Here is a 26,204-nt window from a genome sequence, read left to right on the forward strand (position 1 = left end):
ACCGAACGAGAAGAAGATTGGACGCCATGCAGGTCACAGAGACCCTCTCGGAAGGTTTGAAGCACGAGTTCAAGATCAGCGTTCCCGCGTCTGATCTCGACGCCAAGGCCGGCGCCAAGCTCGTTGACCTCAAGGACAAGGTCCGCATCAACGGCTTCCGTCCCGGCAAGGTGCCGGTCTCGCACCTGAAGAAGGTCTACGGCCGCTCGGTGATGGCCGAGACCATCGACCAGACCATCCGCGACACCAACACACAGCTGTTCTCCGAGCGCGGCTTCCGCCTTGCGACCGAGCCGAAGATCACCATGCCGAGCGAGCAGGCCGAGGTCGAGGAGCTCCTGAGCGGCAAGACCGACCTGACCTACACGGTCGCGATCGAGGTGGTGCCGGCGATCGCGCTCGCCGACTTCAAGACCTTCCAGGTCGAGAAGCCCGTCGCCGAAGTCACCGACGCCGACGTCGACGAAGCGATCAAGCGCATCGCCGACAGCAACCGAACCTATGCCGCGAAGGCCGAGGGCGCCAAGGCCGAATCCGGCGACCGCGTCACCATCAACTTCAAGGGCTCCATCAACGGCGAAGTCTTCGAGGGCGGCACCGGCGAGGGCATCCAGGTCGCGATCGGCTCCAACACCTTCATTCCGGGCTTCGAGGAGCAGCTGATCGGCATCGGCGCCGGCGAGACCCGCACGCTGAAGGTGTCGTTCCCGAAGAACTACATGAACGACAAGCTCGCCGGCCAGCCGGCCGAGTTCGAGACCACCGCGATCTCGATCGAGGCGCCGCAGGACGTTGCGATCGACGACGAGTTCGCCAAGACGCTTGGCCTGGAATCGCTGGACAAGCTGAAGGAAGCCGCGCGCGAGCGTCTGGTTGCCGAGTTCGCGACCGCGACGCGCCAGCGCGTCAAGCGCGCCTTGCTCGACCGCCTCGACGAAGCGCATCGCTTCGAGGCGCCGCCCTCGCTGGTCGATGAAGAGTTCAATCTGATGTGGAACTCGGTCAAGGCCGAGATGACTTCCGCCGGCAAGACCTTTGCCGACGAGGACACCACCGAGGACAAGGCTAAGGAAGAGTACCGCAAGATCGCCGACCGCCGCGTGCGGCTTGGCCTCGTGCTCTCCGAGATCGGCGAGAAGAACAAGATCACCGTGACGGACGACGAGGTCGGCCGCGCCGTGATCGAGCGTGCGCGCTCGATGCCGGGCCGCGAGAAAGAGGTCTGGGACTATTACCGCAGCAACGCCCAGGCGTTGGCCCAGCTTCGTGCACCGATCTATGAGGACAAGGTCGTCGACTTCATCCTCGAGCTCGCCAACGTGACCGAGAAGAAGGTCTCGCGCGAGGACCTCTACAAGGACGACGAGGCGGAAAAGACCGCCGCCTGAGGGCTTTCAGAGAGCCATCTGTTAAGGATGATCAGCGAAGAGGCCCAGCTAGCCAGATGGCCGGCTGGGCCTCTTTGTGCGAATCAGCTTCAACTGCCCGACGGATTAAGCCTTAATGCGCGCCGCACTTGTCAGGAGCGAATTGGGCTATATCTGTCGATACGCCTTCTACCTCTTACCCAAGTTCCTGCATCACAGGACGTCCATTCGCCCGTCCGGCAGTTCCAGCCAAGCTGGCAAGCCTCGCCCGGCGATGGCCGTCTCCGAAAACCCTAGGTGACTCATGCGCGATCCGGTTGAAACCTACATGAACCTCGTGCCCATGGTGGTCGAGCAGACCAACCGTGGCGAGCGCGCCTACGACATCTTCTCGCGCCTCCTGAAGGAGCGCATCATCTTCGTGACCGGCCCGGTCGAGGACGGCATGTCGACGCTGATCGTCGCACAGCTCTTGTTCCTTGAAGCGGAAAATCCGAAGAAGGAAATCTCGATGTACATCAACTCGCCGGGTGGCGTGGTGACGTCGGGCCTTGCGATCTACGACACCATGCAGTTCATCCGTCCGCCGGTCTCGACGCTCTGCACCGGCCAGGCTGCGTCGATGGGCTCGCTGCTGCTCTGCGCCGGCGAGAAGGACATGCGCTTCTCGCTGCCGAATTCACGCATCATGGTGCACCAGCCCTCCGGCGGCTTCCAGGGCCAGGCCACCGACATCATGCTGCACGCCCAGGAAATCCTGAACCTGAAAAAGCGGCTCAACGAAATCTACGTGAAGCACACCGGCCAGACCTACAAGACGATCGAGGACGCGCTGGAACGCGACAAGTTCCTCACCGCCAACGACGCGAGGGACTTCGGCCTGGTCGACAAGGTCATCGAAAAGCGCGCCGAGGAGCCGGCGCCGGCGAAGACCCAGTAACACTACTGTGGTGGACGGCGATCCCTCGGCAACCCCTTGGGAAGATCGCCTGTCACCATCAGGTGACGTTCACGCTATGGTCGCGTGTGCGCGTTGCAAAACGCAGTTTTCCGACCTGCGACAGGCAGAAAGTTCCGCTTTCGTGCTTGTTTTTCGTGGCAATCCAGCAACGGCGCGGTGATTTCGGTCACTTCGCCCGTGCCAAGACCGGAAATCACGGTATTGTCACGGGTAGCCAGCGACCCCCGATTAGCGAATTCTTGATAGTCGGGTGACAGCATGGTTGGCTACGATCGATCGGCTATGATCGCGGAGAATCGAGCGACCGTGATTCGCACGGGATGTAATGCGTAGGGTCTTTTTTGGTACGGAATTTGCTCTACTTAAGCTACAGGCCGACCGTCGTGTCGGAATGGAGCGATCGAGCGGAACGGGATCGAACCGCGGACGGAGACATGAATGAGTAAGGTCGGCACGAGCGACTCCAAGAACACGCTATATTGCTCGTTCTGCGGCAAGAGCCAGCACGAAGTCCGCAAACTGATCGCGGGTCCCACGGTCTTCATCTGCGACGAGTGCGTCGAGCTCTGCATGGACATCATCCGTGAGGAGAACAAGTCCTCGCTGGTCAAGTCGCGCGACGGGATTCCGACGCCGAAGGAAATCTGCAAGGTCCTGGACGACTACGTGATCGGCCAGAGCCATGCCAAGAAGGTCCTGTCGGTCGCGGTGCACAATCACTACAAGCGCCTCAACCACCAGACCAAGCACAACGACGTCGAGCTCGCGAAGTCGAACATCCTGCTGATCGGTCCGACCGGTTCGGGCAAGACGCTGCTTGCGCAGACGCTCGCCCGCATTCTGGACGTGCCGTTCACCATGGCGGATGCGACGACGCTGACCGAGGCCGGCTATGTCGGTGAGGACGTCGAGAACATCATCCTGAAGCTGCTCCAGGCCGCCGACTACAATGTCGAGCGGGCTCAGCGCGGCATCGTCTACATCGACGAAATCGACAAGATCAGCCGCAAGTCCGACAATCCCTCGATCACGCGCGACGTGTCGGGTGAGGGCGTGCAGCAGGCCCTGCTCAAGATCATGGAAGGCACGGTGGCGTCGGTTCCGCCGCAGGGCGGCCGCAAGCATCCGCAGCAGGAGTTCCTGCAGGTGGATACCACCAACATCCTGTTCATCTGCGGCGGCGCGTTCGCCGGCCTCGAGAAGATCATCTCCGCGCGCGGACGGTCGACCTCGATCGGTTTCGCCGCCCAGGTGATGGCGCCGGAAGACCGCCGGACCGGCGAGATCTTCCGTCACGTCGAGCCTGAGGACCTCCTGAAGTACGGCCTCATCCCCGAGTTCGTCGGCCGTCTGCCGGTCGTGGCGACGCTCGAGGACCTCGACGAGACCTCGCTGAAGAAGATCCTCACCGAGCCGAAGAACGCGCTGGTGAAACAGTACCAGCGGCTGTTCGAGATGGAGAACATCGAGCTGACCTTCGCCGACGAGGCGCTTGGCGCGGTCGCCCGCAAGGCGATCGAGCGCAAGACCGGCGCGCGGGGCCTGCGTTCGATCCTCGAAGCGATCCTGCTCGAGACCATGTTCGACCTGCCGGGCCTGGAAGGTGTGGAAGAAGTTGTGATTTCCCGTGAAGTCGTGGAAGGCACGGCGCGTCCGCTCTACATCTACGCCGATCGGTCCGATCGCGCCGTCGAGAACGCCAGCGCCTGATCTGGCGGCGCTGGAACGCTCCAATCATACCTTCGAGTCGGGCTGCGGAAGAATATCTCCGCAGCCGATGTTGCGTCGCTTACCGCGTTGCGTAAGCGCCTGATGGCGCGCGTTTTTCAATGACTTGACACCCCCCGGGTCGATAGCCACCTAATGTCGGCGGCGAGCGAGAATTCTCTTCCAGATTCGCCTCAGTTCCGATCCGGCGAGCCGGTCCAACTCGTAGAGGACCGACCGGCCTTGCGGATCACCTCGGCACCTTGTGGCGGTTGCGCATGAGCATGGCGGGCTGCGTGCAAGGGGGCAAAGCAAAAGGAAAAGGCCATGACTAATCCAAAAACCCGGCCAACCATCGTCCATGGCGAAACGCACGCCTATCCTGTGCTGCCGCTGCGCGACATCGTCGTCTTCCCGCACATGATCGTTCCGCTCTTCGTCGGTCGCGAGAAGTCGATCCGCGCGCTCGAGGAGGTGATGAAGAACGATGCGCTGATCATGCTCGCGACGCAGAAGAACGCGTCCGACGATGATCCGGCGCCCGATGCCATTTACGAGACCGGGACGCTCGCCAGCGTGCTGCAGCTCTTGAAGCTTCCCGACGGCACCGTGAAGGTGCTGGTCGAAGGGCTCGAGCGCGCGCGCGTGTCGAAATACACCGATCGCGCCGATTATTACGAGGCGACGGCCGTCGCGCTCGCCGACACCGATGCCAAGTCGGTCGAGGCGGAGGCGCTGGCACGCTCGGTCGTGTCCGACTTCGAGAGCTATGTGAAGCTTAACAAAAAGATCTCGGCCGAGGTCGTCGGCGTCGTGCAGGCGATCACCGATTTCGCCAAGCTCGCCGACACCGTTGCCTCGCATCTCGCGGTCAAGATCGCGGATCGCCAAGGTATCCTGGAGACGCTGTCGGTCACCACGCGCCTGGAGAAGGTGCTGGGCCTGATGGAGAGCGAGATCTCGGTGCTGCAGGTCGAGAAGCGGATTCGTTCTCGTGTCAAACGACAAATGGAGAAGACCCAGCGCGAGTACTATCTCAACGAGCAGATGAAGGCGATCCAGAAGGAACTCGGCGACGACGACGGTCGCGACGAGCTCGCCGACCTCGAAGAGAAGATCTCCAAGACCAAGCTCTCCAAGGAAGCGCGCGAGAAGGCGCAGCATGAATTGAAGAAGCTGCGCCAGATGTCGCCGATGTCCGCGGAAGCGACCGTCGTGCGCAACTATCTGGATTGGCTGCTGTCGATTCCGTGGAACAAGAAGTCCAAGGTGAAGAAGGATCTGGAGGCTGCGCAGGCCATCCTGGATTCGGATCACTATGGGCTCGAGAAGGTCAAGGAACGCATCGTCGAGTATCTCGCGGTGCAGTCGCGCGCCAACAAGCTGACGGGCCCGATCCTGTGCCTCGTCGGACCTCCCGGCGTCGGCAAGACCTCGCTTGGCAAGTCGATCGCGAAGGCGACGGGGCGCGAATTCGTGCGCGTCTCGCTCGGCGGCGTGCGCGACGAGGCCGAGATCCGCGGTCACCGCCGCACCTATATCGGCTCGATGCCCGGCAAGATCATCCAGTCGATGCGGAAGGCGAAGTCGTCCAACCCGCTGTTCCTGCTGGATGAGATCGACAAGATGGGCGCCGATTTCCGCGGCGATCCGTCCTCCGCCTTGCTCGAGGTGCTCGACCCCGAGCAGAACGGGACGTTCAACGACCACTATCTCGAGGTCGACTACGATCTGTCCAACGTGATGTTCATCACCACCGCGAATACGCTCAATATTCCGGGGCCGCTGATGGACCGCATGGAGATCATCCGCATCGCGGGCTACACCGAGAACGAGAAGGTCGAGATCGCGCGCAAGCATCTGATCCCGAACGCGGTGTCCAAGCATGGCCTGGACTCCAAGGAGTTCTCGATCGACGACGACGCGCTGCTGCTGTTGATCCGCCGCTACACCCGCGAAGCGGGCGTGCGTAATCTGGAGCGTGAGCTCTCCACACTCGCCCGCAAGGCGGTGAAGGAGCTGATGATCTCCAAGAAGAAGTCGGTCAAGGTCACCGAGAAGACTCTGGAAGAGCTGCTCGGCGTGCCGAAGTACCGCTTCGGCGAGATCGAGAGCGAGGCGCAGGTCGGCATCGTCACCGGCCTTGCCTGGACCGACGTCGGCGGCGAGCTCTTGACGATCGAAGGCGTCATGATGCCCGGCAAGGGCAAGATGACGGTCACCGGCAATCTGCGTGATGTGATGAAGGAGTCGATCTCGGCGGCGGCGTCCTATGTCCGCTCGCGCGCGATCAACTACGGCATCGAGCCGCCGCTGTTCGACCGGCGCGACATCCACGTGCACGTGCCGGAGGGCGCGACGCCGAAGGACGGTCCGTCCGCAGGTGTCGCCATGGCCACCGCGATCATCTCGGTCATGACCGGCATCCCGGTCCGCCACGATGTCGCGATGACCGGCGAGATCACGCTGCGCGGCCGCGTGCTGCCGATCGGCGGCCTGAAGGAGAAGCTGCTGGCTGCGGCCCGCGGCGGTATCAAGACGGTGCTGATCCCCGAGGACAACGCCAAGGATCTCACGGAGATTTCCGATGCGATCAAGGGCGGCATGGAGATCATCCCGGTCTCCCGCCTCGACGACGTCGTCGCCAAGGCCTTGGTGAAGAAGCCGACGCCGATCGTCTGGGAAGAGGACACCAAGGTGCCGGTGAAGCCCGACGGCGACGAGGCCGCCGGCGGCCTGACCGCTCACTAGGCCGAAGCGAAAGATGATAAAACGGCGCCTTCGGGCGCCGTTTTTGTTTGGGGCGGAGGGGAGAGGGCGATGCAGATCGACGGCCAATGCCATTGCGGCGAGATCACCTATCAAGCCGAGATCGACCTCGAGGCCGTGTCGGTTTGCCACTGCACCGATTGCCAGACCCTGACCGGCTCGCCGTTCCGCGTGACGGCCATCTGTTCGGGGGCCGACATCCGCCTGACCGCCGGCACGCCAAAAATCTACGGCAAGCGCGGCGACAACGGCCGGATGCGCTTCCAGCACTTCTGCGCCGATTGCGGGTCCCCGCTGTTCACCAGCGGCGAGGGCGACCAGGCCGACGATTGGGGCATCCGCTGGGGCTCTATCCGCCAGCGCGACAAGCTGCGCCCCGTCCGGCAGATCTGGTGCCGGTCGGCCGCGGTGTGGATCGACGCGGTGCCGCTGCTGCCGGGGCGGCCGCAGGATTGAGGCCGGGACTGAAGTTCCGCGCTTGCCCGTCCGGGGCCTGTGAGGCTAAAGAGGCGGCGAGGGCGGTTAGCTCAGCTGGTTAGAGCATCTCGTTTACACCGAGAGGGTCCGCGGTTCGAATCCGTGACCGCCCACCAATCTGCCGGTCGGTGCATTTGCGATTCAGCGCGGATCGGATCTACCCGACCGGCTCCTCGCGCGCGACGTCTGCGCTGGCCGTGGCGGCGGCTTGATACCGGGTTTCCGCCGCTGACGGCTGCCATTGCCGAACCCAAGTGAGCGGGTTGGCCAGCAATGCTGTCAGCGGCTTGATCGCGGGTTTCTCGACAAGTGCAAAGATCAGCCAAGCCATGGCAGCGAGGAAACCCGGCAGCACGACGGCTCGAACGAGCAGGGCCGAATTATGGTCGCGGCCAATGTGAGCCCAGTGCAGGATCATATTCCCGATGTCCTGATGAAGCAGGTAGAGCGGATAGCTGATGACGCCGATGAAGGCCAAGGGGACGGCCACGGCGCGAAGCGATCGAAGCAGGACATGGTCATACCGCGCGGCAAGATAGACGGCCGCTGTGCCGGACCATAGCAGTAGCGACCGGTACATCTCGATTGCGACCGACGGCTGCTTGACGTTGAAATTCAGATGATAGAGTTCGACCGAGAACGCCACGGCGATTCCAATGATCGCCTCCCTGCTGCGCCCCCTGACGAGAGCTGCGACGCTCATGCCGGCAATGAAGAACGGAAAGAAATCATTTGAGGTGTAGAAGTCCGCGCTGGTGGTCAGGGTCCGGAATATGGTCACCACGCAGAGCAACGCCAAGAGCCGTTGCTTGAGGCCCAGCGCCATCATCACGAAGCAGAAGAGGTAGAACTGAAATTCAATCTGCAATGACCAATAGGCGCCGTCGGGCAAATGATGATCGACGTGGAGGACGTTGAGAGTCGGAAGAGATATCAGCGTATAGACGTAGTCGAACCAAGTCACTCCACGGCCTTGCTCGACCAGATCGGGCATCACATTCTTGAACAGCGTCGTCAGGAAGCCGCAGACGATCAGCGCGGGAAGCAGGCGGCCGAGCCGCTTGGCATAGAAGTGCCAGGCTGTTTGCGACGTCTCGGCACTGAATGCGATGCAATAGCCGCTGATGATGAAAAACAGCAGGACGCCAAACGTACCGCGATTGAAGACCTGAAGCGGCACAAAATGATAGAGCAGCACCCAGATGATCGCGATGGCGCGCAGGCAATCGATGCCGACTGATCGTTCGGATTTCAAAGGGTTTCCCCATGTTTCCCGAGTTAGAACAGTGGGTCTCGATTGTGTCAACTCTGGACCGGTCGCACACGTCGCTCCCGTACCTTTCCGCTCGCGACTGTAGCTGCCGTCAGATAGCTCGCCGGAATCGGTCTTGCGTCCGGGAACTGCATGCGGATAAGCCTCTTTCGGCGGGGCGGGCGGCCCAGCCCGAAGGAGAATGCGATGCAACAGCCTGGCCACGAGCAGAATGCCGACCAGATCGCCTATTGGAACGGCCCGAGCGGGCAGCGCTGGGCCGATCGCCACGCGGCCCAGGAGAACCTGCTCGGACCCATTGCCGACGCGCTGATCGACCGCGCCCGGCCGAAGCCGGGTGAGCGCGTCCTCGACGTCGGCTGCGGCTCCGGCGCGACGACGTTCGCGTTCGCCAAGGCTGTCGCGCCTGACGGGTTTGCACTCGGCCTCGATGTCTCCGAGCCGATGCTGGCGCAGGCGCGCGCGTTTGCGCCGAAGGGCCTGCCGCTCGATTTCGTGCTGGCGGATGCGACCGTCCATCCGTTCGAGCCGGCGAGCTTCGATCTGCTGGCCTCCCGCTTCGGCGTGATGTTCTTCGCCGACCCAATCGTATCCTTCACCAACCTCCGCCGCGCGCTGAAGCCGTCCGGCCGGCTCGCCTTCGCCTGCTGGCGCGAGCCGAAGGAGAATCCGTGGATGATGGCGCCGCTGATGGCGGTCTACAAACATGTGCCCAAGATGCCGCCGGTCGGGCCGGAGGAGCCTGGCCCGTTCGCCTTCGCTTCGGAGGAGCGCGTGATGCGAATCCTCAAAGGGGCGGGCTTCGCGGACGTGGCAATGGAGCGGCAAGATCTGCCGATGGATGTCGCGATCGGCGGCGGCCTCGATGCGGCGGTCGACGGCGCGCTCCAGATCGGCCCCGCCAGCCGCGCCCTGCAGGGCCATCCGCCGGAAACCTATGCGGCCGCGAAGGCGTCGATCCGTGAGATGCTCGCGCCATTCCTGAAGGGGCAGAGCGTTCAGTTGCAAGGTGCGATCTGGATCGTGACGGCGAAGGCCGGGTGAGGCGCGCGCTGCTTCGCGATGTTGTGGCGTACGCCGTTGCCACACACTCGGCGTCGTCCCCGCGCACGCGGGGACCCATAACCACAGGGAGAACTTTGGCGTGAAGCTGGTAACTCCCAATCTTCGTCAAACGACTCCCTGGGTTATGGGTCCCGGATCTGCGCTTCGCTTGTCCGGGACGACGGCGGGGATTGGAGCGGCTGCGCAACCCCTCACACCACATCATCCGGCGCCAGCGCGCAGCCGTTATCGGGATGGGTCTCGACCTGGAGCGTGGTGTGGCCGATGCGGAAGGATGTCTTCAAGAGCTGCGCCGTCTGCATCAGGAATGCGTCGTCCGTGCCCGCGGGCATGACGAGGTGGCAGGTCAGCGCCGTCTCGGTGGTCGAGATCGGCCAGACATGGAGATCGTGGATCCCTGAGACGCCGGGACGCGCCAGAAGGAACGCCCGGATCGCAGCAAGGTCGGTGCCCTTGGGCACTGCGGCCATCGACATGTCGACGGAGCCGCGCAACAGGCTGGTGGTGCTCCAGAGAATCGTGGCGCAGATGACGAGGCTGGTGACGGGATCGAGCCAGAGCCAGCCGGTCCAGATGATCAGCGCCGCCGAGATCACGACGCCGAGTGAGACCGCGGCGTCCGCCGCCATGTGCAGGTACGCGCCCTCGATGTTGATGTCGTCGCTGCGTCCGCGCGCGAACAGCAGCGCGGTGAAGCCGTTGATGAGGATGCCGATGCCGGCGACCACCATCACGGTGACGCCCGCGACCGGCTCCGGCGCGCGCAGGCGCAGGATCGCCTCCCAGCCGATCGCGCCGGTCGCGACCAGCAGAAACACCGCATTGGCCAGCGCCGCCAGGATGGTGGAGGCACGAAAGCCGTAGGTGAAGCGGCCGCTCGGCGCGCGGCGCGCCGCGATCGAGGCGCCCCAGGCGATGACGAGGCCGAGCACGTCCGACAGGTTATGGCCGGCGTCGGCGAGCAGGGCGGTGGAGTTGCCGATATAGCCGTAGATCGCCTCGGCCACGACCAGCGCGGTGTTGAGCGAAATGCCGAGCGCGAACGCCTTGCCGAAATTCGCGGGGGCATGGACATGGCCGTGCCCATGACCATGATCATGATCATGATCATGATCATGCGAATGGCCGGCATGATCATGGTGGTGATGAGCGTGGTGATCGTGGCCCAATTCTAGCGCTCCCCGGAAGCCGCCAAATCAGCCGTCATTGTAGGCGTTTCGCGCGCCCCGTCACGGCGGAACAGCACGTAGAGCGCCGGCAGCACCAGCAGGGTCAGGGCGGTCGACGAGATGATGCCGCCGATCACCACGGTCGCGAGCGGCCGCTGCACCTCGGCGCCGGCGCCGGTGGCGAGCGCCATCGGCACGAAGCCGAGCGAGGCGACGAGCGCCGTCATCAGCACCGGCCGCAGCCGCGTCAGCGCGCCCTCGCGCACGGCCTCCGCGATGGGGCGCCCCTCGCCGCGCAGCCGCTCGATGAAGGCGATGATCACGAGGCCGTTGAGCACGGCGACGCCCGACAGCGCGATGAAGCCGACACCGGCGCTGATGGAGAGGGGAATGTCGCGCAGCAACAGCGCGGCAACGCCGCCGGTCAGCGCCAGCGGCACGCCGGAGAACACCAGCGCCGCGTCGGCCGCCGATCCCATGCTCATGAACAGCAGCAGGAACACCAGCAGCAACGCCACCGGCACCACAATGGTCAGCCGCTTGGTCGCCGAGACCAGCTGCTCGAACTGGCCGCCCCAGCCGATGAAGTAGCCCGGCGGCAGCTTGACCTTCTCGGCCACCGCTGTCTCGGCCTCGGCCACGAAGGAGCCGAGGTCGCGCGCGCGGACGTTGGCGGTGACGACGATCCGTCTCTTGCCGTTCTCGCGGCTGATCTGGTTGGGCCCGGGCGTCGCATCGACGGTGGCGACCGACGACAGCGGCACGTAGCGCATCTGGGCGAGGGGAGAGGCGACGAGCGCGGTTCGAATGGCCGAGCCGGAGCCGGCCTCCTCGCCAGGCGGCAACGGGATGGGGATCGCCCGGATCGCCTCGAGATTGCCGCGCAAATGCTCGGGCAAGCGGACCACGATGTCGAAACGGCGGTCGCCCTCGAACAGCTTGCCGGCGGACTTGCCGCCGACTGCGATCTCGACGATGCCCTGCACCTCGGCGACGCTGAGGCCGTAGCGGGCGAGCGCCTGGCGGTCGAGGCGGACGGTGAGGATCGGCAGGCCCGCGACCTGCTCGATCTTGACGTCGCTGGCGCCTCGGATGCCGCGGATCGCGGCCTCGACCTGCCTTGCGGCACCTTGCAGGATGTCGAGGTCATCGCCGAAAATCTTGACGCCGACATCGCTGCGCACGCCGGAGATCAGCTCGTTGACCCGGAACTGGATCGGCTGGGAAAGTTCATAGGCGCTGCCGGGAATGTCGTCCGCGGCATGGTCGATGGCCTCGATCACCTCCGATTTCGGCTTGTCCGGGTCGGGCCATTCGCTGCGCGGCTTGAGCATGATGTAGCCGTCGGTCTGCGCCGGCGACATCGGGTCGGTCGCGATCTCGGCGGTGCCGATGCGGGTGAAGAACTCCTTCACCTCAGGAATCTGCGTAATGCGCTTTTCCAGCGCCTTCTGCAGATCCAGCGATTGCGTCAGGCTGGTGCCGGGAATCCGGATCGAGGCAAGCGCGACGTCGCCTTCGTCCAGGCTCGGAATGAACTCGCCGCCCATGCGCGAAGCAGCGATCCCGCTGGCGATCACGATGAGCGCGGCCATGATGGCGACGGCCGCGCGGTTGTCGATGGCCCAGCGGAGCAGTGGCACATAGCCACGCTTCGCCATCCGCATGAACAGGTTTTCGTGCTCGGATACCTTGCCGGTGACGAAGATGGCCACCGCCGCCGGCACGAACGTGATGGAGAACAGCACGGCGGCGCCCAGCGCCATCAGCACGGTCAGCGCCATCGGCGTGAACATCTTGCCTTCGACGCCGGTCAGCGTCAGCACGGGCAGGTAGACCACGGCGATGATCAGCGTTCCGAACAGGCTCGGCTTGATGACTTCGCTCGATCCGCGCTGGATCGCCCGCAGCCGCTCCGGGAGCGTGAGCAGGCGACCTTTCTCGCGCTGGGCCGCAGCCAGCATGCGCAGGCAATTCTCGACGATGATGACGGCGCCGTCGACGATGATGCCGAAATCGATCGCGCCCAGGCTCATCAGGTTGGCGCTGACCTTGGTCTCGACCATGCCGGTGATCGTCATCGCCATCGATAGCGGAATGACGCAGGCCACCACGAGCGCCGCGCGGATGTTGCCGAGGATCAGGAACAGCACCGCCACCACCAGCGCCGCGCCCTCCAGCAGATTGTTCCTGACGGTGCGGATGGTGGCTTCGACGAGGTCGGTGCGATCGTAGACGGTCCGCGTCACGACGCCTTCGGGCAGCGATTTGGCGATGTCCTCGAGCCGGGCCGCGACGCGGCGCGCCACCGTGCGGCTGTTCTCGCCGATCAGCAGCATGGCGGTGCCGAGTACGGTTTCCTCGCCGTCGCGTGTCGCAGCTCCCGTGCGCAAATCGCGCCCCTCGGTGACCGTCGCGACGTCCCTGATCCTGACGGGATTGCCGCCGCGCGAGCCGATCACGATGTCCTGGATCTCGCTGATGTTGCCGACCTGGCCCGGCGAGCGAACCAGATATTGCTCGCCATTGCGCTCGATATAGCCGGCGCCGACATTGGCGTTGTTGGCGGCGAGCGCCGTCATCACGTCGCGGAAGCCGAGCCGGTAGGCCATCAGCTTGCCGGGGTCCGGCAGCACGTGGAATTGCCGTTCGAAGCCGCCGATGGTGTTGATCTCGATCACGCCGGGCACGTTGCGAAGCTGCGGCTTGATGATCCAGTCCTGCACGGTGCGCAATTCGGTCAGCGAATAATCGTGGCCGCCTTGCGTCTTCGCGCCCGCCTTGGCCTCGACTGTGTACATGAAGATTTCGCCGAGCCCGGTCGAGACCGGGCCCATCGCGACCTCGACGCCAACAGGCAGCTGGTCCTTCACCTGCTGGATGCGTTCGCCGACGAGCTGGCGGGCGAAGAAGATGTCGGTGCCGTCCTTGAACACGACCGTCACCTGGCTGAGGCCGTAGCGCGACAGCGAGCGGGTGTAGTCGAGTTTCGGCAGGCCTCCCATCGCAGTCTCGACCGGGAAGGTGATGCGCTGCTCGGTCTCGAGCGGCGAATAGCCCGGCGCGCGGGTGTTGATCTGGACCTGGACGTTGGTGACGTCGGGGACGGCGTCGATCGGCAGGCGCTGGAAATTCCAGGCCCCGAAAGCGACGGCGCCGAGCGCGAGCAGGAGGACCAGCCAGCGCTGGGCAAGCGAGACGGCGATGAGGCGCTCAATCATGCTCGGCCTCGCCCTTGCCCATCTCCGCCTTCACGACAAAACTGTTCTCGGCGACGTAATGCTCGCCGGCAGAAAGCCCGGCCTTGATCTCGACGTGGCGGGGATCGGAATCTCCAAGTTCGACCGGGCGCGCCTCGATCTTGTCGCCGTCCTCGCGGACGAACACGATGGTCCGGCTCTCCAGCGTCTGAATCGCGCTCCGGCGCACGGCGACCGCGACGTTGCGTGCGGCGAGGATCAGCCGCGCCGTGACGAACAGGCCGGGACGCAGGCGCCCGTCCGGGTTTTGCAGCACCACGCGCGCCAATGCGGTCTGGGTCTCGCTCGAGCCGATCGGCGCCATATAGGAGATCGTGCCCTTGATCTCGCCGCGGCCGTCGTCGGGATCGATCAGCACCTCGTCGTTGAGGTGGACACGCCGGAGATCCTGCCGATAGATCGAAAGATCGACCCAGATGGTGGAGAGGTCGGCGACGACGAAGGCCGGCTTCTGCTCGGAGACGTATTCGCCGAGCGAGATCTGCCGCTCGATGATGGTTCCGGCAATCGGCGCCTTCAGCTCGTAGACGGTGAGGCTCTGGTTGCTCTCGATCGCGGCCAGCAGGTCGTCCTTGCTCACCTTGTCGCCGATGCGTTTCAGAATCGATTTGGCGAGGCCCGGAAAGCGCGGCGTCACCTGCACCACGGCTTCCTGGTTCGCGCGCAGGATGCCGTTGAAGGCGAGCGTGTCGGTCAGCGTCGCGCTCGCGGCCTCCGCCAGCGTGACGCCAGCGGCCGCCAGCTTGACGTCGGAGATGCGGATGCGGTCGGCGCCGTGCTCGTCCTGCTCGACATGGTCGTTCGGCTTCCTCGGTTCGGAATGCTCGGCGGGCCCGACCTTGGCCGGCGCGAGCAGGGAGTAACTGTAAGCGCCGAGCGCGGCGGCGACGATTGCGACGAGAACGGTGGAGGACATCTTCATCGTGCGCTCTCCCGCGCCAGCGTAAAGGGATTGCCGACGAGGCCTTCGATGGTCGCGACGCCTGCATGGAAATTCTGCAGCGCCTCCTGCTCGCGCAGCCGCGCCTGGGTGACGCTGGCCTGGGCATCGAGCACCTCGAGCAGGGTGAAGCGGCCCTGGCCGTAGCCTTGCGAGATCGCCTCGGACGCCTCAACGGCCTTGGGAATGGCGGTCTCGCGCAGCACCGCGAGTTCGCGCAGCGAGCCCTGCAGCGAGTCGTAGGCGCGCCCCGCAATCACGATCAGCGTGTTGCGGTTGGCCTCGCGCTCGGCTTTGGTCTTGGCAAGGCTTTCCTGCGCCGACAGGATGTTGCCCTGGTTCTGGTCGAACACGGGGATCGGAACCGAGAGGGACAGCCGAACCGCGTCGTCATTGGTCTCGCTATAGTGACGCCAGCCGGCGGCAATCCGTACATCAGGATAGGGCTTGAGCCGCGCCAGCAGCAGCTCGGCGTTGCGCTGGGCAAACACCGCGGTCCAGCGCACCAGCTGCGGATTGGCGTCGATGGCGGCGACGACGGACTGGAAGGTCGGCGGCTTGCCCATGGTGTCGAGCCGACCGGAGACCTCGCCGAATTTCGCGGCGGGATCGCCCATCAGCACCGCAAGCTCGCGCCGGGCGCTCGCCAGGCTCGCCTTGAAGCGTTCGCGGTCGGCCCTCACGAGGGCGGAGGCGACCTCGGCGCGGCCGGTCTCGGCCGGCGAGGAGGCGCCGGCCTCGACGCGGCGGCGCAGCAGCGGGGTCAGGCGGTCGATGGCGGCGATCTGCTCGTCGAGGATTTGGATGCGGCGCTGCGCGCCGAGCACGCTGAGGAAGGCGATCGCGGTCTCCGACAGCACTTCGAGCCTGACGGCCTTGCGCTGGATTGCCGCGACTTCGACACCGGCCGCTCCGGCCGCGATCCGCGCGTCGCGCTTGCCGAACAGCTCGAAGGCCTGGCTGATCTGGAGCGTGGTCTCGGCCGATCGCGTCCCGCGATATTTGCCGGAGCCGAACGAATCGTCCTGCTCGTAGGACAGTTCCGGATTGAGCAGCGCGCCGGCCTGGATGCGCTGGCCCGTGGCGATGCCGACGTCGCGCTCCGCCGCCGTCAGCCGCGGGCTCGCGGCCAGCGCACGCGACAGTGCACTGCGCATCGTCAAAGTCTGGGCCTGCGACGGCAGTGCAAGAGCCACTCCGGCAATCAGACACGCTGCCGCGCACGCCAGGCGCGCGGCCATTCCCCTGCGAAACATGAAACCGACCTGTGAAGGATGAACCTAATGGGCGCAGACGCCCGACCAATCCGTTCAGGCAATGCGTTTGGGAGGCGGAGAGTCGGTTTCGGGGACAATGCCGGCGAGCCGGGAGGCATGTTGCGGGCGTGTTGCCGGCACGGGCGCGACCGACGCGGCCGATGGCGCCGGCTGGGTGACCGCCAGCGAGAAGCAGCCATGACAATGATGGCCGCCGACGGCCTTGTGGTCGCTATGGCCCGAGGGTTCACCCAGGACCGCGGCAGCCTCCGAGCCACCGCCGGGCGTGGTCACGTCGATATCGTGCGAGGCGTGCAGCGCGCCCGCAAGCAGATAGACCACCGCGATCAGCACGGACAGCAGCCCGCGCCAATGGCACGGACGGCAGGTTGCTGAGGGCTGGCGGGTGGCGAGCACGACGTCACTCTGGTTGCGGTCGGTGCCCGGCCTAGCATGGCGGCCGGAACAGTGTCGACCCGCAACATTGTTACGTCCCTGGAACAATCGCCGCAGCGGTGCACGCGAGCCGATCGCGTTTCATCGGCGGGCGATATGGCGCCGGCGTGAAGCGAATGTCTCGATCGTGGCCGTGCGAACCGGCGCCGGTGCGGCGGTCGCAGACACGGAAAGGCCCCAGCCGGAACTAGCCGACTGAGGCCTTGTGCTCACAATCTTCATCCTCGGGACTCCAGCACTTAATTCACATCTCGCCCATTCGTTCCCGCCGATCTCTGCAATTTGGAACGTTCCTCATACGTCGCGATTAGGCGTCAGAAGAAACTGAGGAGGACGGACAATGGACGGACTGATTTATCTGATCGGCTTGATCGTCGTCATCATGGCGATCCTGTCGTTCTTCGGCCTGCGTTGAGAGGACGACAATGGAAACGCTCGTACGGGAAGAAATCATGGAAGGCGGCCTGGAGGGCGAAGCCTCCCGCCCCATCCAATGGAGCTCGGTGTTCGCAGGCGCTCTCGCCGCCAGCGCAATGTCGTTCATCCTGATCGGATTTGGTGTCGCGGTCGGCTTGGGGGTCAGTTCGGCCTCGCCGACCTGGCGCGATGCATCGGCAGCGCTGGCGCTGCTCTCCGGGCTCTATCTGATCATCCAGGCGATCATCAGCTTCGGCTTCGGCGGCTACATCGCCGGCCGGACGGCCCGACCGGCGCCAGCGCTTGCAACCATCGAGGATGATGGCGAGCGGCGGGACGGCCTGCACGGGCTCACCTCCTGGGCCCTGGCCGTGCTGGCCGGCGCGGCTCTGCTCGCGCTGCTCGGCGCTGCTGCGCTCGACCGTTCGCCGATGCGGAGTTCAGCCAGCAATACGTCCGCGGCCGAGCCTCTGTTGAGCTATGAGCTCGACAAGCTGTTCCGCGCACCCCGCCGCGCGCCGAACATCGATCTGAGGGAGGCGCGTGCTGAAGCGGGACGCATTCTGATGACGTCGTCCAGCCACAGCGGCGTCAGCACCGATGACCGGGCCTACCTGGTGCAACAGGTTGCTGGTCTCACAGGGCTGGCGGCCCCCGACGCCGAACGGCGCGTCGATGCGCTGATCGCGGATTCGAAGACGGCGATCAACCGTGCGCGGCGCAACTCGATCATCGTGGCATTCTCGGTCGCGGCCGCGACCCTGATCGGCGCCGCGGTGGCCTGGGCTGCAGCCGTCGCCGGCGGACGGCATCGCGATGGAGAGCCGTTGCCGAATTGGATGGCGAGCTCAAATCGTTTCCATCGCAATCCGCGCGTGATGCCGGTGTCGTAGCTTTCGAGGCGTGCCTCTACCTGCCTGTGCCCGCGTGCCGGCGGACGAACTCGGTAACGAGACTTGTGACGTCCGCCGGGCGCTCCAGGCTGGGGGAGATGGGCTACGTCGGGCATTTCATGGCCCTGCGCGCCCGGGACTGCCGCGACGACGTGGCGACAGCGATCCTGAACATAGGGGAAGTCGAGCTCACCCCAGACGACGAGGGTGGGCACCGCGATCTCATGAAGCCGGTGGTAGAAGGGTTGAATATCGACGTCCGATCCGAACGGTGCGGAGCGGAGTGCGATGCCGTTCATGTCGAGAAACAGATCGCGGGCGGGACCGGTGACGCGGCCCTCGGGGGCCCGCGGGCCATCCAGCAACAGGCGCGCCTTCATCGCGTTCAACCGTTCGAGGTCGCCTGAGGCCTCGGCCTGCTTCGATTGCTTCATCAACGCCTCGATGTCGGGGGCATAGTCCGGATCGGGTGCGCCTGCGACATTCGGAGCGATCAGAACGAGGGCGCGAACGCGGGAGGGATGCCGGACCGCGGCATCGAGCGCGATGCGCCCGCCGAGCGAGCAGCCGATGAGGATTGCGGGCTGGCCGCCTGCGGTCGCCTCCAGCACCGCGACGAGGTCGGCGAGGGCGGAAAAGTCTTCAGGCTCGGCGCGGGTTTCGCCGAACCCGCGTCGGTCATAGGCAACTGCTCTGTGGGTCGCGCTCATCCAATCGAATTGGGCGCGCCACATGCGCCGGTCGCACACATTGGCATGAAGAAAGACGACGGTCTCGGCGTCGCCTGCGACTTCCGTTGCGAGGCTGGCACGGCCGGATGCGATGTATTGCATCGAATTGCGAAGTTGATTCTCGTCGCGCGTCAGGCCTTCTCCTCCCAGATCATCGCGAGATGGACGATGGTCTGCACCGCCTTTTCCATGTCCTGCCGGCTGACCCATTCGAGCCGGGAGTGAAAGGCGTGCTCGCCGGCAAAGATGTTGGGGCAGGGCAGGCCCATGAAGGACAGGCGCGAGCCGTCGGTGCCGCCGCGGATCGCGGTGCGCATCGGGCGCAGCCCGGCGCGGCGGATCGCCTCGATGGCGTATTCGAGCACGTGCGGGTGACGGTCGATCACCTGCTTCATGTTGCGGTATTGCTCCTTCACCTCGAATTTGTAGGTCGAGCGCGGATAGTCCTTCATCACGTCCTTGACGATGCTCTCGAGCAGGTCCTCCTTCTCCTTCAGCCCTTCCTCGCTGAAGTCGCGGACGATGAAGGACAGCGTCGCCTGCTCCAGCGCGCCCTCGATGCCGATCGGATGCAGAAAACCCTGCTTGCCCGAGGTCGTCTCCGGCGAGCAGCCTTCGCGAGGCAGCCGCTCGACGATGGCAGCCGCGATCTTGATGGCGTGCTCCATCTTGCCCTTGGCGTAGCCGGGATGAGCGCTGACGCCGTTGATGGTGATGGTGGCGCCATCGGCCGAGAAGGTCTCGTCCTCGACGCAGCCGGCGCTTTCGCCGTCCATGGTGTAGCCGAAATCGGCGCCGAGCTTCTTCAGGTCGACATTGTCGACGCCGCGGCCGATCTCCTCGTCCGGCGTGAACAGGATCTTGATGGTGCCGTGCTTCACGTCGGGATTGTTGATGAAGAAATGCGCGGCATCCATGATCTCGGCGACGCCGGCCTTGTTGTCGGCACCCAATAGCGTCGTGCCGTCGGTGGTGATGATGTCGTTGCCGATCTGGTTCTTCAGCGCCGGATGCTCATTGAAGCGGATCACCTGGCTGGGGTCGCCCGGCAGGGCGAGGTCGCCGCCGCGATAGTTCTTCCAGATCTGCGGCTTGACGTCCTTGCCGGTGACGTCGGGCGAGGTGTCCATGTGCGAGCAAAAGCAGATCACCGGCACCTTCTTGTCGGTGTTGGCCGGGATCGTGCCGTAGACGTAGCCATAATCGTCAAGATGCGCGTCCGCGACGCCCATGGCTTTCAGCTCGGCGGCGAGCACGCGGCCGAGATCCTTCTGCTTCTCGGTCGAGGGCGAGCGGGGGGATTCCGGATCGGACTGGGTGTCGATGGTGACGTAGCGCAGGAAGCGCTCGGTCACGGTGTGCGAAAAGGTGAGAGAGGACATTTCTGGTCAACCGCCGGGTCAGGGGATGAGAGGCGGTATACCAGAAAGCGGGCCGCGTTGCGGCTGGATCGAGTTGAGATCAGGCCTAACGAAACCTTGCCTCAGATCGCCTCTTTCAGTTCCTTGACCGGACGGAAGGTGACCTTCTTGCTCGCCTTGATGTGAATCGCCTCGCCGGTGGCGGGATTGCGGCCGGTGCGGGCGGCGCGCTTGCGGACCTGGAGGATGCCGAGACCGACAATGCGGACGCGGTCGCCCTTCCGCAGGTGCTTGGCGATCAGGTCGACCATGTCGGTCAGAACCGCCTCGGCGTGCTTTTTCGAGAGCTCCTGGCTCTCGGCGATATCGGCGGCGAGATGCTTGAGCGTGATGGTGGCGGGATTGGCTGCCTTCTTCGCCGAATCTTTCTTCGCCGAATCTTTCTTCGCCGAATCCTTCTTAGCCATGACTGGCCTCCTCGATTCCAATGACAGGGAGGCCCCGGAAAAGCCGGTCCTGCGTGGGGAATCCCTCTAAGCCTTGGAAGGCGTAGACGATTCGGGCGCGGGCTGACCATGCCGAGAGTTCCCGCCGTGCGCAATCAAACGCCGGCGCAGATGCCGCGGGCGTTGAGAAATTCAGGCTAAGGCTATGAAGGAATTGCCAAAATGGCGCGAGAGACGGGGCTCGAACCCGCGACCTCCGGCGTGACAGGCCGGCGCTCTAACCAACTGAGCTACTCCCGCGTGGTTCGCTCGATGCGCGCGGAACGAGGGGGGAATTAAAGGCGGGGCTGGGTGAAGTCAAGGACGTTGCGCTTCCCCGGTGCATCTCGGCTAAGCATTACTCCGGAAAACGAAAAAGGCCGCCCGAAGGCGGCCATTGGTCAGCCCGGAAGAGGAATTATCAGCGAATCTCCGAGGTCCCGGCGCTCGTCACCACCACCGGCTTGCCGGCCTTGATCACGTGGGTGGATTGGGCGGTCTGGCTGTAATCGGCATTGGTACGGGCTGCGATCCCGAAGCCGGCCACCATGATGCCGGCTACCAGCGCCACCACCACGATCTTCAGGTGGGTCGCACGATCAGCAGAGTGAATTGAGTGGTTCATCTGAGCCTCCCGACGGGCTTTGCCGCCGTCTATGGCTGTTGTCTTAAGGACCATCTGTTTCCGGATGGTTTCGCGGGTTCCGCAAAATGGTTTCATCTCGCCGCCGGGCTGCGTCCGCCGGCACCTGAGGGCGGGAGCCGGTCGGTCGCGTCCGGCTCCGCCGAAGCCTGGCGACCTGCCCCGGGGTTTCCGCAAGCGGATTGGAAAATCGGTTAATCCGAAGAGTGGCCCGCACTGACTCGCAGCAATCCTTGGACATGTTGGATCGCTTCTAAGAGCTGTTCTAAGAAGCTTTCAATTAGGGAATTTTCGCGCCCTCCCATAAGCGTGACGTCCGAGCGCATGCCGTCCGGGGACAGCGGCATGACGTATCGAACATGCAGCTTTGGGGTGGCGCGTTGAACAGTCTTGGAATGCTGCGGTCGGCCGTGTTGGCGACCGCGTCCGCTTTGGTCTTGATGCCGCAGGCATCACTTGCACAATCTTCCTCGCAGAGTGGGGCGCAGAACCTGCCGTCGGTGACCGTCACCGCGCCGGAAGCGCGCCGCCGCGCGGCCACAACTCCTCAGCGCCGTCTGCCGCGGGCGTCGGAACAGGTCGCCACTCGAAACAGACCGCAGCAGCCGCAGCGCAATGTCGGCTTCGTCGAGACGCCGCGCGGCCCGGTGAACGGCTACGTCGCCGGCCGCAGTTCGTCCGGCACCAAGACCAACACGCCGATCATCGAGACGCCGCAATCGGTGTCGGTGATCAGTGCCGAGCAGATCCGCGACCAGAAGCCGATGAAGCTCGATGAAACCCTGCGCTACACCGCCGGCGTGCGCGCCGGGACGTTCGGCGCGGACACCCGCAACGACTGGTGGCTGATCCGCGGCTTCAAGTCCGACGACATCGGACTGTTCCTGGACGGCATGCAGCTGTTCTACACCGCCTATGCGAGCTGGCGGCTGCCGCCGTCCAACATGGAACGCGTCGAGGTGCTGCGCGGTCCGTCGGCGGTGCTCTACGGCGGATCAAGCCCGAGCGGCATCGTCAACGTCATCAGCAAGATGCCGCCGGCCGAGCCGATCCGCTACATCGAGACCGGAGTGAACAATTTCGGCAATGCTTATGTCGGCTTCGATGTCGGCGGGCCGGTTGCGACGCAGCCTCAGGATGGCAAGCTGTTCTACCGCGTCGTCGGCGAGGTCAGGAACGGCGGCACGCAGGTCGACTTCACGCCTGATAACAACTATTTCATCGCGCCGTCATTCACCTGGAAGCCTGATGCCGATACGACCTTCACGGTTCTCGCATCAGCCTCGAAGACGGACACGAGGGGCATCAACTTCCTGCCGTACCAGGGCACGGTGACCAACGCACCGTTCGGCAAGATCCCGACCAGCTTCTTCGTCGGCGATCCCAGTGTCGACAAGTTCACGCGCGAGCAGGAGATGCTGGGCTATCAGTTCGAGCGCAATCTCACCGATGACCTCACGTTCCGGCAGAATGCGCGGTTCGCGCACGTCGATGTGACCTATCGCGGCTACGTCGGCAACGGCTATACCAATGCGACGGCCGGCGACATCTTCCGTTATAATTGGTATGCGAAGGACACGGCCAACCAGGCCAATCTCGACAACCAGTTGGAGTATCGTTTCGATACCGGCCCGGTGAAGCACACGATGCTGTTCGGCGTCGATCTGAGGGGCTACCAGATCGACGATTATCAAGCTTTCAATTTCTTCGGAGTGCCGTCAATCAATGCTCTGAATCCGGCGTACGGCGTGGGTGACATTCCGATCACCGGCGATCCGTTCAGTAACGTCAGGATTACGCAGAAGCAGGCCGGCACCTATCTTCAGGATCAGATGAAGCTCGGCAACTTCACGCTGGTGCTGAGCGGGCGCAATGACTGGGTCGAGACGACTCAGGCCGCTCGTGATACCGGCGCCACCGTCGCCAGCCGCGATGACAGCAGGTTCAGCGGGCGCGCCGGATTGATCTATAATTTCGACAACGGCATCGCGCCCTACGTCTCTTACGCGACCAGCTACAATCCGATCATTGGCATCAATAGTGCAACGAAGCGCCTGTTCCTGCCGGAGACCGGCCAACAGGCCGAAGTCGGCGTGAAGGTCGCTCCCAAGGGCTTCGACGGCTACTTCACCGCCTCGGTCTTCAACCTGAAACGTCAGAACGTGGCCACCACCGATCCGGTGATCCCCACGTTGCAGAACCAGACCGGCGAGGTGACCTCGCGCGGCATCGAGCTCGAAGTAGTGGCCAACGCCACGAAGGAGCTGAAGTTCATCGGCGCCTTCACGGCCTATCATCTCTTCACCAGCAAGGATCTCAATCCGGCGCTGGTCGGGAAGACGCCGACCAACACGCCTGAGCTCCTGGTGTCGGGCTGGGCCGACTACACCTTCAAGGACGGACCGCTCGAAGGGTTCGGCTTCGGCGGCGGGGTCCGCTACGTCGGCTCGTCCTGGGCCGACCAGGCCAACACTCTGGAGGTCCCCGCGGTCGTGCTCGGCGATCTCGCGCTCCATTACGAATGGCAGAACTGGCGTACCGCGCTGAACGTGATCAACCTGACCGACAAGATCTACGTCGCGAGCTGCGCGTCGGCCACGTCATGCTTCTACGGCGACCGCCGGCGCGTGACCGCCAGCGTCTCCTACAAATGGTGAGGATGGGCGAGGGGCGACATCGGCCGGGCCGGCCCGATCTCGACCGTCCCTCTGTCCCTGTTTGGACTGCCGCCGGTCTTTGATCACGCATTTGATGAGCTGCCGGGCTATGCCCCCCTAGCCGGAAGCTCATCCGAGCGCGGCACGCGCGACGGCCCTCCACGTCGCCGTCGCCGCGCTCGCGGCGGGGCCCGAACGGGCTGCACTATAGCGCAAGACGATGCCGATCCCGCAGGAGGCAGGCCCAGTCCTCACCGCGATGCATGGCTCGTCTGATGGCCTGCGCCTGTGGATAGGTGTCCTTGCTCTAACTTGTCTTGACCTTGTCTTGGCTCGCGGCTGACAATCACCGGCCCCTCGGGCGCTGCAGCTTCGGATTTGGCCAGCCAAGCTGTCGCCGGGGACAGTCGAAGGTTCCTGAGGTGGGTCTTATGCCTCGCTGCGTGCGCTGCCGCAGCCGAAAACCCGGCGTTTTTCTCGGGCGATCGACGGCAAGACGCTGCCGTGGCCCGCGCGCCGCAATCTCCCAGCTGCTCCCCCTGCAAAACGGCTGACCGCCCTTGCTGGGCTCTGCGATCTGCTCCATACCAACGCGGGGTGATTCCGGGATTTTTGCCGTTCTGGGAGCGGCAAAGGGCCTGAAAAGACCGTGTCTTGCGCCCATTGGTGCACTGCGCTAAGGCTCAGAATAATTCCAAACCGGACGAATCCGTGGCTGTCCCGAGGCTGCGGGAAAAAGGGCTCGCCATGAGCGGCATTCTGCAGAACTATCTTCCACTCGTCGTCTTTATAGGGGTAGCGGGCCTGATCGGCCTCGTGCTGCTGATCGCGCCGTTTATCGTGGCGTTCCAGCAGCCGGATCCGGAAAAGCTGTCGGCGTATGAATGCGGCTTCAACGCCTTCGACGACGCGCGCATGAAGTTCGATGTCCGCTTCTACCTGGTCGCCATCCTCTTCATCATCTTCGACCTCGAGGTGGCGTTCCTGTTTCCCTGGGCGGTGGCGTTCGGCAAGCTTGGCGCGACCGGCTTCTGGTCCATGGTGGTGTTTCTCGCCGTGCTGACGGTCGGGTTCGCCTATGAATGGAAGAAGGGAGCACTGGAATGGGATTGACCCCTGCAGCGTCCACGGGCCCGGTCGTCGCACCGGCCCCCAAGGGCATCCTGGACCCGTCGACCGGCAAGCCGGTCGGGGCCAACGATCCGTTCTTCCTCGAGGTCAATTCCGAGCTGTCCGACAAGGGCTTCTTCGTGGCCGCGACCGACGACCTCATCACCTGGGCGCGTACCGGCTCCCTGATGTGGATGACCTTCGGTCTCGCCTGCTGCGCGGTCGAGATGATGCAGGTGTCGATGCCGCGCTACGACGTCGAGCGCTTCGGCTTCGCGCCGCGGGCCTCGCCGCGCCAGTCCGACGTGATGATCGTCGCGGGCACGCTCACCAACAAGATGGCGCCCGCGCTGCGCAAGGTCTACGACCAGATGCCGGAGCCGCGCTACGTCATCTCGATGGGCTCCTGCGCCAATGGCGGCGGCTATTATCACTATTCCTACTCGGTCGTGCGCGGCTGCGACCGTATCGTGCCGATCGACATCTACGTGCCGGGCTGCCCGCCCACGGCGGAAGCGCTGCTCTACGGCGTGCTGCTGCTGCAGAAGAAGATCCGGCGCACCGGCACCATCGAACGCTAAGGTTTTACGTCATGGACGACGCCAAGCTCGACGCCCTTGGGCAGACGATCGTTAGCGCGCTTCCGGGCGCCGCCACCGGTCATTCGGTGGCCTTCAACCAGCTCACGGTTGAGGTCGAGGTCAGCAAGATCGTCGAGGTGGTCAAGTACCTCCGCGATGACCCGAGCTGCCGCTTCGTCAGCTTCACCGACATCACGGCCGCCGACTATCCGTCGCGCGAAAAGCGCTTCGACGTGATCTATCACTTCCTGTCGCCGACCCTGAACGCGCGGATCCGGCTCAAGGCGCAGGCCGACGAGACTACCCAGGTGCCGTCGCTGATCGACGTCTTCCCCGGCGCCGACTGGTTCGAGCGCGAGGCCTACGACCTCTATGGCGTGTTCTTCGTCGGCCATCCCGACATGCGCCGCATCCTCACCGATTACGGCTTCGAGGGTCATCCGCTGCGCAAGGACTTCCCGACCACCGGTTTCGTCGAGGTCCGCTACGACGACCAGGAGAAGCGGGTGGTGTACGAGCCGGTCAGGCTCAACCAGGAATTCCGCAAGTTCGATTTCCTCTCGCCGTGGGAAGGGGCGGATTATCCGGTGCTTCCGGGGGATGAAAAAGCGGGGCCGAAGGTCTGA

General features: G+C 64.3%; 20 protein-coding genes, 2 tRNA genes and 1 pseudogene. 12 read left to right on the forward strand and 11 right to left on the reverse strand.

Features of this window, described 5'->3' with window-relative positions; all coding sequences use genetic code 11:
- Positions 1-26 precede the first annotated feature (26 nt).
- From tig to E4K64_RS15975, 6 genes are all read left to right on the forward strand, one after another.
- A complete protein-coding gene (tig, locus tag E4K64_RS15950; protein WP_135164367.1) occupies positions 27-1,388 on the forward strand; it encodes a trigger factor in 1,362 nt (453 codons plus the stop codon).
- 283 nt (positions 1,389-1,671) lie between these two features.
- Positions 1,672-2,307 carry an ATP-dependent Clp protease proteolytic subunit gene (locus E4K64_RS15955; protein WP_126257310.1) on the forward strand — a complete coding sequence of 212 codons (636 nt, stop codon included), beginning with the start codon at positions 1,672-1,674 and terminating at the stop codon, positions 2,305-2,307.
- A 459-nt stretch (positions 2,308-2,766) separates the two neighbouring features.
- Positions 2,767-4,038, forward strand: coding sequence for an ATP-dependent Clp protease ATP-binding subunit ClpX (gene clpX, locus E4K64_RS15960; protein WP_018320118.1), 1,272 nt, complete (start codon positions 2,767-2,769; stop codon positions 4,036-4,038).
- Between the two features lie 324 nt (positions 4,039-4,362).
- Entirely contained in the window at positions 4,363-6,786 is a 2,424-nt protein-coding gene (lon, locus tag E4K64_RS15965; RefSeq protein WP_135164368.1) for an endopeptidase La, read from the forward strand.
- Positions 6,787-6,855: 69 nt separating this feature from the next.
- Positions 6,856-7,260 carry a GFA family protein gene (locus E4K64_RS15970; protein WP_135164369.1) on the forward strand — a complete coding sequence of 135 codons (405 nt, stop codon included), beginning with the start codon at positions 6,856-6,858 and terminating at the stop codon, positions 7,258-7,260.
- 60 nt (positions 7,261-7,320) lie between these two features.
- Positions 7,321-7,397: transfer RNA gene (locus tag E4K64_RS15975), tRNA-Val, on the forward strand.
- Positions 7,398-7,438: 41 nt separating this feature from the next.
- Here E4K64_RS15975 and E4K64_RS40345 read toward each other — a convergent pair.
- Positions 7,439-8,758: an acyltransferase family protein gene (locus E4K64_RS40345; protein ID WP_167772033.1), complete on the reverse strand. Its 1,320-nt coding sequence runs from the start codon at positions 8,756-8,758 to the stop codon at positions 7,439-7,441.
- On the opposite strand from E4K64_RS40345, the gene E4K64_RS40350 reads away from it, so the two are divergent.
- Positions 8,741-9,598: a class I SAM-dependent methyltransferase gene (locus E4K64_RS40350; RefSeq protein ID WP_167772034.1), complete on the forward strand. Its 858-nt coding sequence runs from the start codon at positions 8,741-8,743 to the stop codon at positions 9,596-9,598. The two genes, E4K64_RS40345 and E4K64_RS40350, sit on opposite strands and share 18 nt — an antisense overlap.
- A 212-nt stretch (positions 9,599-9,810) precedes the next feature.
- Here the strand turns inward: E4K64_RS40350 and E4K64_RS15985 are convergent, their stop codons facing one another.
- The 5 genes from E4K64_RS15985 to E4K64_RS16005 are packed head-to-tail and all read right to left on the reverse strand — an operon-like array spanning position 9,811 to position 16,661.
- A complete protein-coding gene (locus tag E4K64_RS15985; RefSeq protein WP_135164371.1) occupies positions 9,811-10,788 on the reverse strand; it encodes a cation diffusion facilitator family transporter in 978 nt (325 codons plus the stop codon).
- 2 nt (positions 10,789-10,790) lie between these two features.
- Positions 10,791-14,009 (reverse strand): efflux RND transporter permease subunit, encoded by a 3,219-nt coding sequence (locus E4K64_RS15990; RefSeq protein WP_135164372.1) that lies wholly within the window; start codon positions 14,007-14,009, stop codon positions 10,791-10,793.
- Positions 14,002-14,970 (reverse strand): divalent metal ion exporter adaptor subunit IhpB, encoded by a 969-nt coding sequence (gene ihpB / locus E4K64_RS15995; RefSeq protein ID WP_135164373.1) that lies wholly within the window; start codon positions 14,968-14,970, stop codon positions 14,002-14,004. Before ihpB ends, E4K64_RS15990 begins: the two co-directional genes overlap by 8 nt.
- Positions 14,967-16,244 carry a divalent metal ion exporter subunit IhpA gene (gene ihpA, locus E4K64_RS16000; protein ID WP_135164374.1) on the reverse strand — a complete coding sequence of 426 codons (1,278 nt, stop codon included), beginning with the start codon at positions 16,242-16,244 and terminating at the stop codon, positions 14,967-14,969. Before ihpA ends, ihpB begins: the two co-directional genes overlap by 4 nt.
- Positions 16,245-16,298: 54 nt before the next feature.
- On the reverse strand, positions 16,299-16,661 hold the full coding sequence (locus E4K64_RS16005) for a hypothetical protein (protein WP_135164375.1): 363 nt from the start codon (positions 16,659-16,661) through the stop codon (positions 16,299-16,301).
- Positions 16,662-17,125: 464 nt separating this feature from the next.
- Here E4K64_RS16005 and E4K64_RS16010 point away from each other — a divergent pair, with 464 nt between their 5' ends.
- Positions 17,126-18,010 (forward strand): hypothetical protein, encoded by an 885-nt coding sequence (locus tag E4K64_RS16010; protein WP_135164376.1) that lies wholly within the window; start codon positions 17,126-17,128, stop codon positions 18,008-18,010.
- A gap of 146 nt (positions 18,011-18,156) precedes the next feature.
- Here E4K64_RS16010 and E4K64_RS16015 read toward each other — a convergent pair.
- From E4K64_RS16015 to E4K64_RS16035, 5 genes and pseudogenes are all read right to left on the reverse strand, one after another.
- A pseudogene (locus E4K64_RS16015) lies at positions 18,157-18,951 on the reverse strand (alpha/beta fold hydrolase); the annotation flags it as partial.
- The gene (gene pepT, locus E4K64_RS16020; protein WP_135164377.1) at positions 18,873-20,123 is read right to left on the reverse strand and encodes a peptidase T; all 1,251 of its coding nucleotides are present in this window, start codon (positions 20,121-20,123) and stop codon (positions 18,873-18,875) included. The gene pepT and the pseudogene E4K64_RS16015, both read right to left, overlap by 79 nt.
- Positions 20,124-20,224: 101 nt before the next feature.
- Entirely contained in the window at positions 20,225-20,569 is a 345-nt protein-coding gene (locus E4K64_RS16025) for an HU family DNA-binding protein (RefSeq protein ID WP_135164378.1), read from the reverse strand.
- A gap of 202 nt (positions 20,570-20,771) precedes the next feature.
- Positions 20,772-20,848: transfer RNA gene (locus tag E4K64_RS16030), tRNA-Asp, on the reverse strand.
- Between the two features lie 160 nt (positions 20,849-21,008).
- Complete coding sequence (locus E4K64_RS16035; RefSeq protein ID WP_063194782.1) at positions 21,009-21,212, reverse strand: hypothetical protein; 204 nt, start codon at positions 21,210-21,212, stop codon at positions 21,009-21,011.
- Between the two features lie 413 nt (positions 21,213-21,625).
- On the opposite strand from E4K64_RS16035, the gene E4K64_RS16040 reads away from it, so the two are divergent.
- The 4 genes from E4K64_RS16040 to E4K64_RS16055 all read left to right on the forward strand — a co-directional run bounded on the left by E4K64_RS16040 (position 21,626) and on the right by E4K64_RS16055 (position 26,204).
- Positions 21,626-23,887, forward strand: coding sequence for a TonB-dependent siderophore receptor (locus E4K64_RS16040; RefSeq protein ID WP_167772035.1), 2,262 nt, complete (start codon positions 21,626-21,628; stop codon positions 23,885-23,887).
- Between the two features lie 747 nt (positions 23,888-24,634).
- Entirely contained in the window at positions 24,635-25,000 is a 366-nt protein-coding gene (locus E4K64_RS16045) for an NADH-quinone oxidoreductase subunit A (RefSeq protein WP_008136158.1), read from the forward strand.
- Entirely contained in the window at positions 24,991-25,578 is a 588-nt protein-coding gene (locus E4K64_RS16050) for a NuoB/complex I 20 kDa subunit family protein (protein WP_167772036.1), read from the forward strand. The genes E4K64_RS16045 and E4K64_RS16050 overlap by 10 nt, the downstream gene beginning before the upstream one ends.
- Positions 25,579-25,589: 11 nt before the next feature.
- Positions 25,590-26,204, forward strand: coding sequence for an NADH-quinone oxidoreductase subunit C (locus E4K64_RS16055; RefSeq protein ID WP_126257328.1), 615 nt, complete (start codon positions 25,590-25,592; stop codon positions 26,202-26,204).

The organism is Bradyrhizobium frederickii, assembly GCF_004570865.1.
In the GTDB taxonomy this organism is placed as follows: Bacteria; Pseudomonadota; Alphaproteobacteria; order Rhizobiales; family Xanthobacteraceae; genus Bradyrhizobium; species Bradyrhizobium frederickii.

Coding starts and splice junctions, on each gene's coding strand:
- tig (WP_135164367.1), top strand. CDS start 27: ATGCAGGTCACAGAGACCCTCTCGGAAGGTTTGAAGCACGAGTTCAAG.
- E4K64_RS15955 (WP_126257310.1), top strand. CDS start 1,672: ATGCGCGATCCGGTTGAAACCTACATGAACCTCGTGCCCATGGTGGTC.
- clpX (WP_018320118.1), top strand. CDS start 2,767: ATGAGTAAGGTCGGCACGAGCGACTCCAAGAACACGCTATATTGCTCG.
- lon (WP_135164368.1), top strand. CDS start 4,363: ATGACTAATCCAAAAACCCGGCCAACCATCGTCCATGGCGAAACGCAC.
- E4K64_RS15970 (WP_135164369.1), top strand. CDS start 6,856: ATGCAGATCGACGGCCAATGCCATTGCGGCGAGATCACCTATCAAGCC.
- E4K64_RS40350 (WP_167772034.1), top strand. CDS start 8,741: ATGCAACAGCCTGGCCACGAGCAGAATGCCGACCAGATCGCCTATTGG.
- E4K64_RS15990 (WP_135164372.1), bottom strand. CDS start 14,009: ATGATTGAGCGCCTCATCGCCGTCTCGCTTGCCCAGCGCTGGCTGGTC.
- ihpB (WP_135164373.1), bottom strand. CDS start 14,970: ATGAAGATGTCCTCCACCGTTCTCGTCGCAATCGTCGCCGCCGCGCTC.
- ihpA (WP_135164374.1), bottom strand. CDS start 16,244: ATGTTTCGCAGGGGAATGGCCGCGCGCCTGGCGTGCGCGGCAGCGTGT.
- E4K64_RS16010 (WP_135164376.1), top strand. CDS start 17,126: ATGGAAACGCTCGTACGGGAAGAAATCATGGAAGGCGGCCTGGAGGGC.
- pepT (WP_135164377.1), bottom strand. CDS start 20,123: ATGTCCTCTCTCACCTTTTCGCACACCGTGACCGAGCGCTTCCTGCGC.
- E4K64_RS16025 (WP_135164378.1), bottom strand. CDS start 20,569: ATGGCTAAGAAGGATTCGGCGAAGAAAGATTCGGCGAAGAAAGATTCG.
- E4K64_RS16035 (WP_063194782.1), bottom strand. CDS start 21,212: ATGAACCACTCAATTCACTCTGCTGATCGTGCGACCCACCTGAAGATC.
- E4K64_RS16040 (WP_167772035.1), top strand. CDS start 21,626: ATGCTGCGGTCGGCCGTGTTGGCGACCGCGTCCGCTTTGGTCTTGATG.
- E4K64_RS16045 (WP_008136158.1), top strand. CDS start 24,635: ATGAGCGGCATTCTGCAGAACTATCTTCCACTCGTCGTCTTTATAGGG.
- E4K64_RS16050 (WP_167772036.1), top strand. CDS start 24,991: ATGGGATTGACCCCTGCAGCGTCCACGGGCCCGGTCGTCGCACCGGCC.
- E4K64_RS16055 (WP_126257328.1), top strand. CDS start 25,590: ATGGACGACGCCAAGCTCGACGCCCTTGGGCAGACGATCGTTAGCGCG.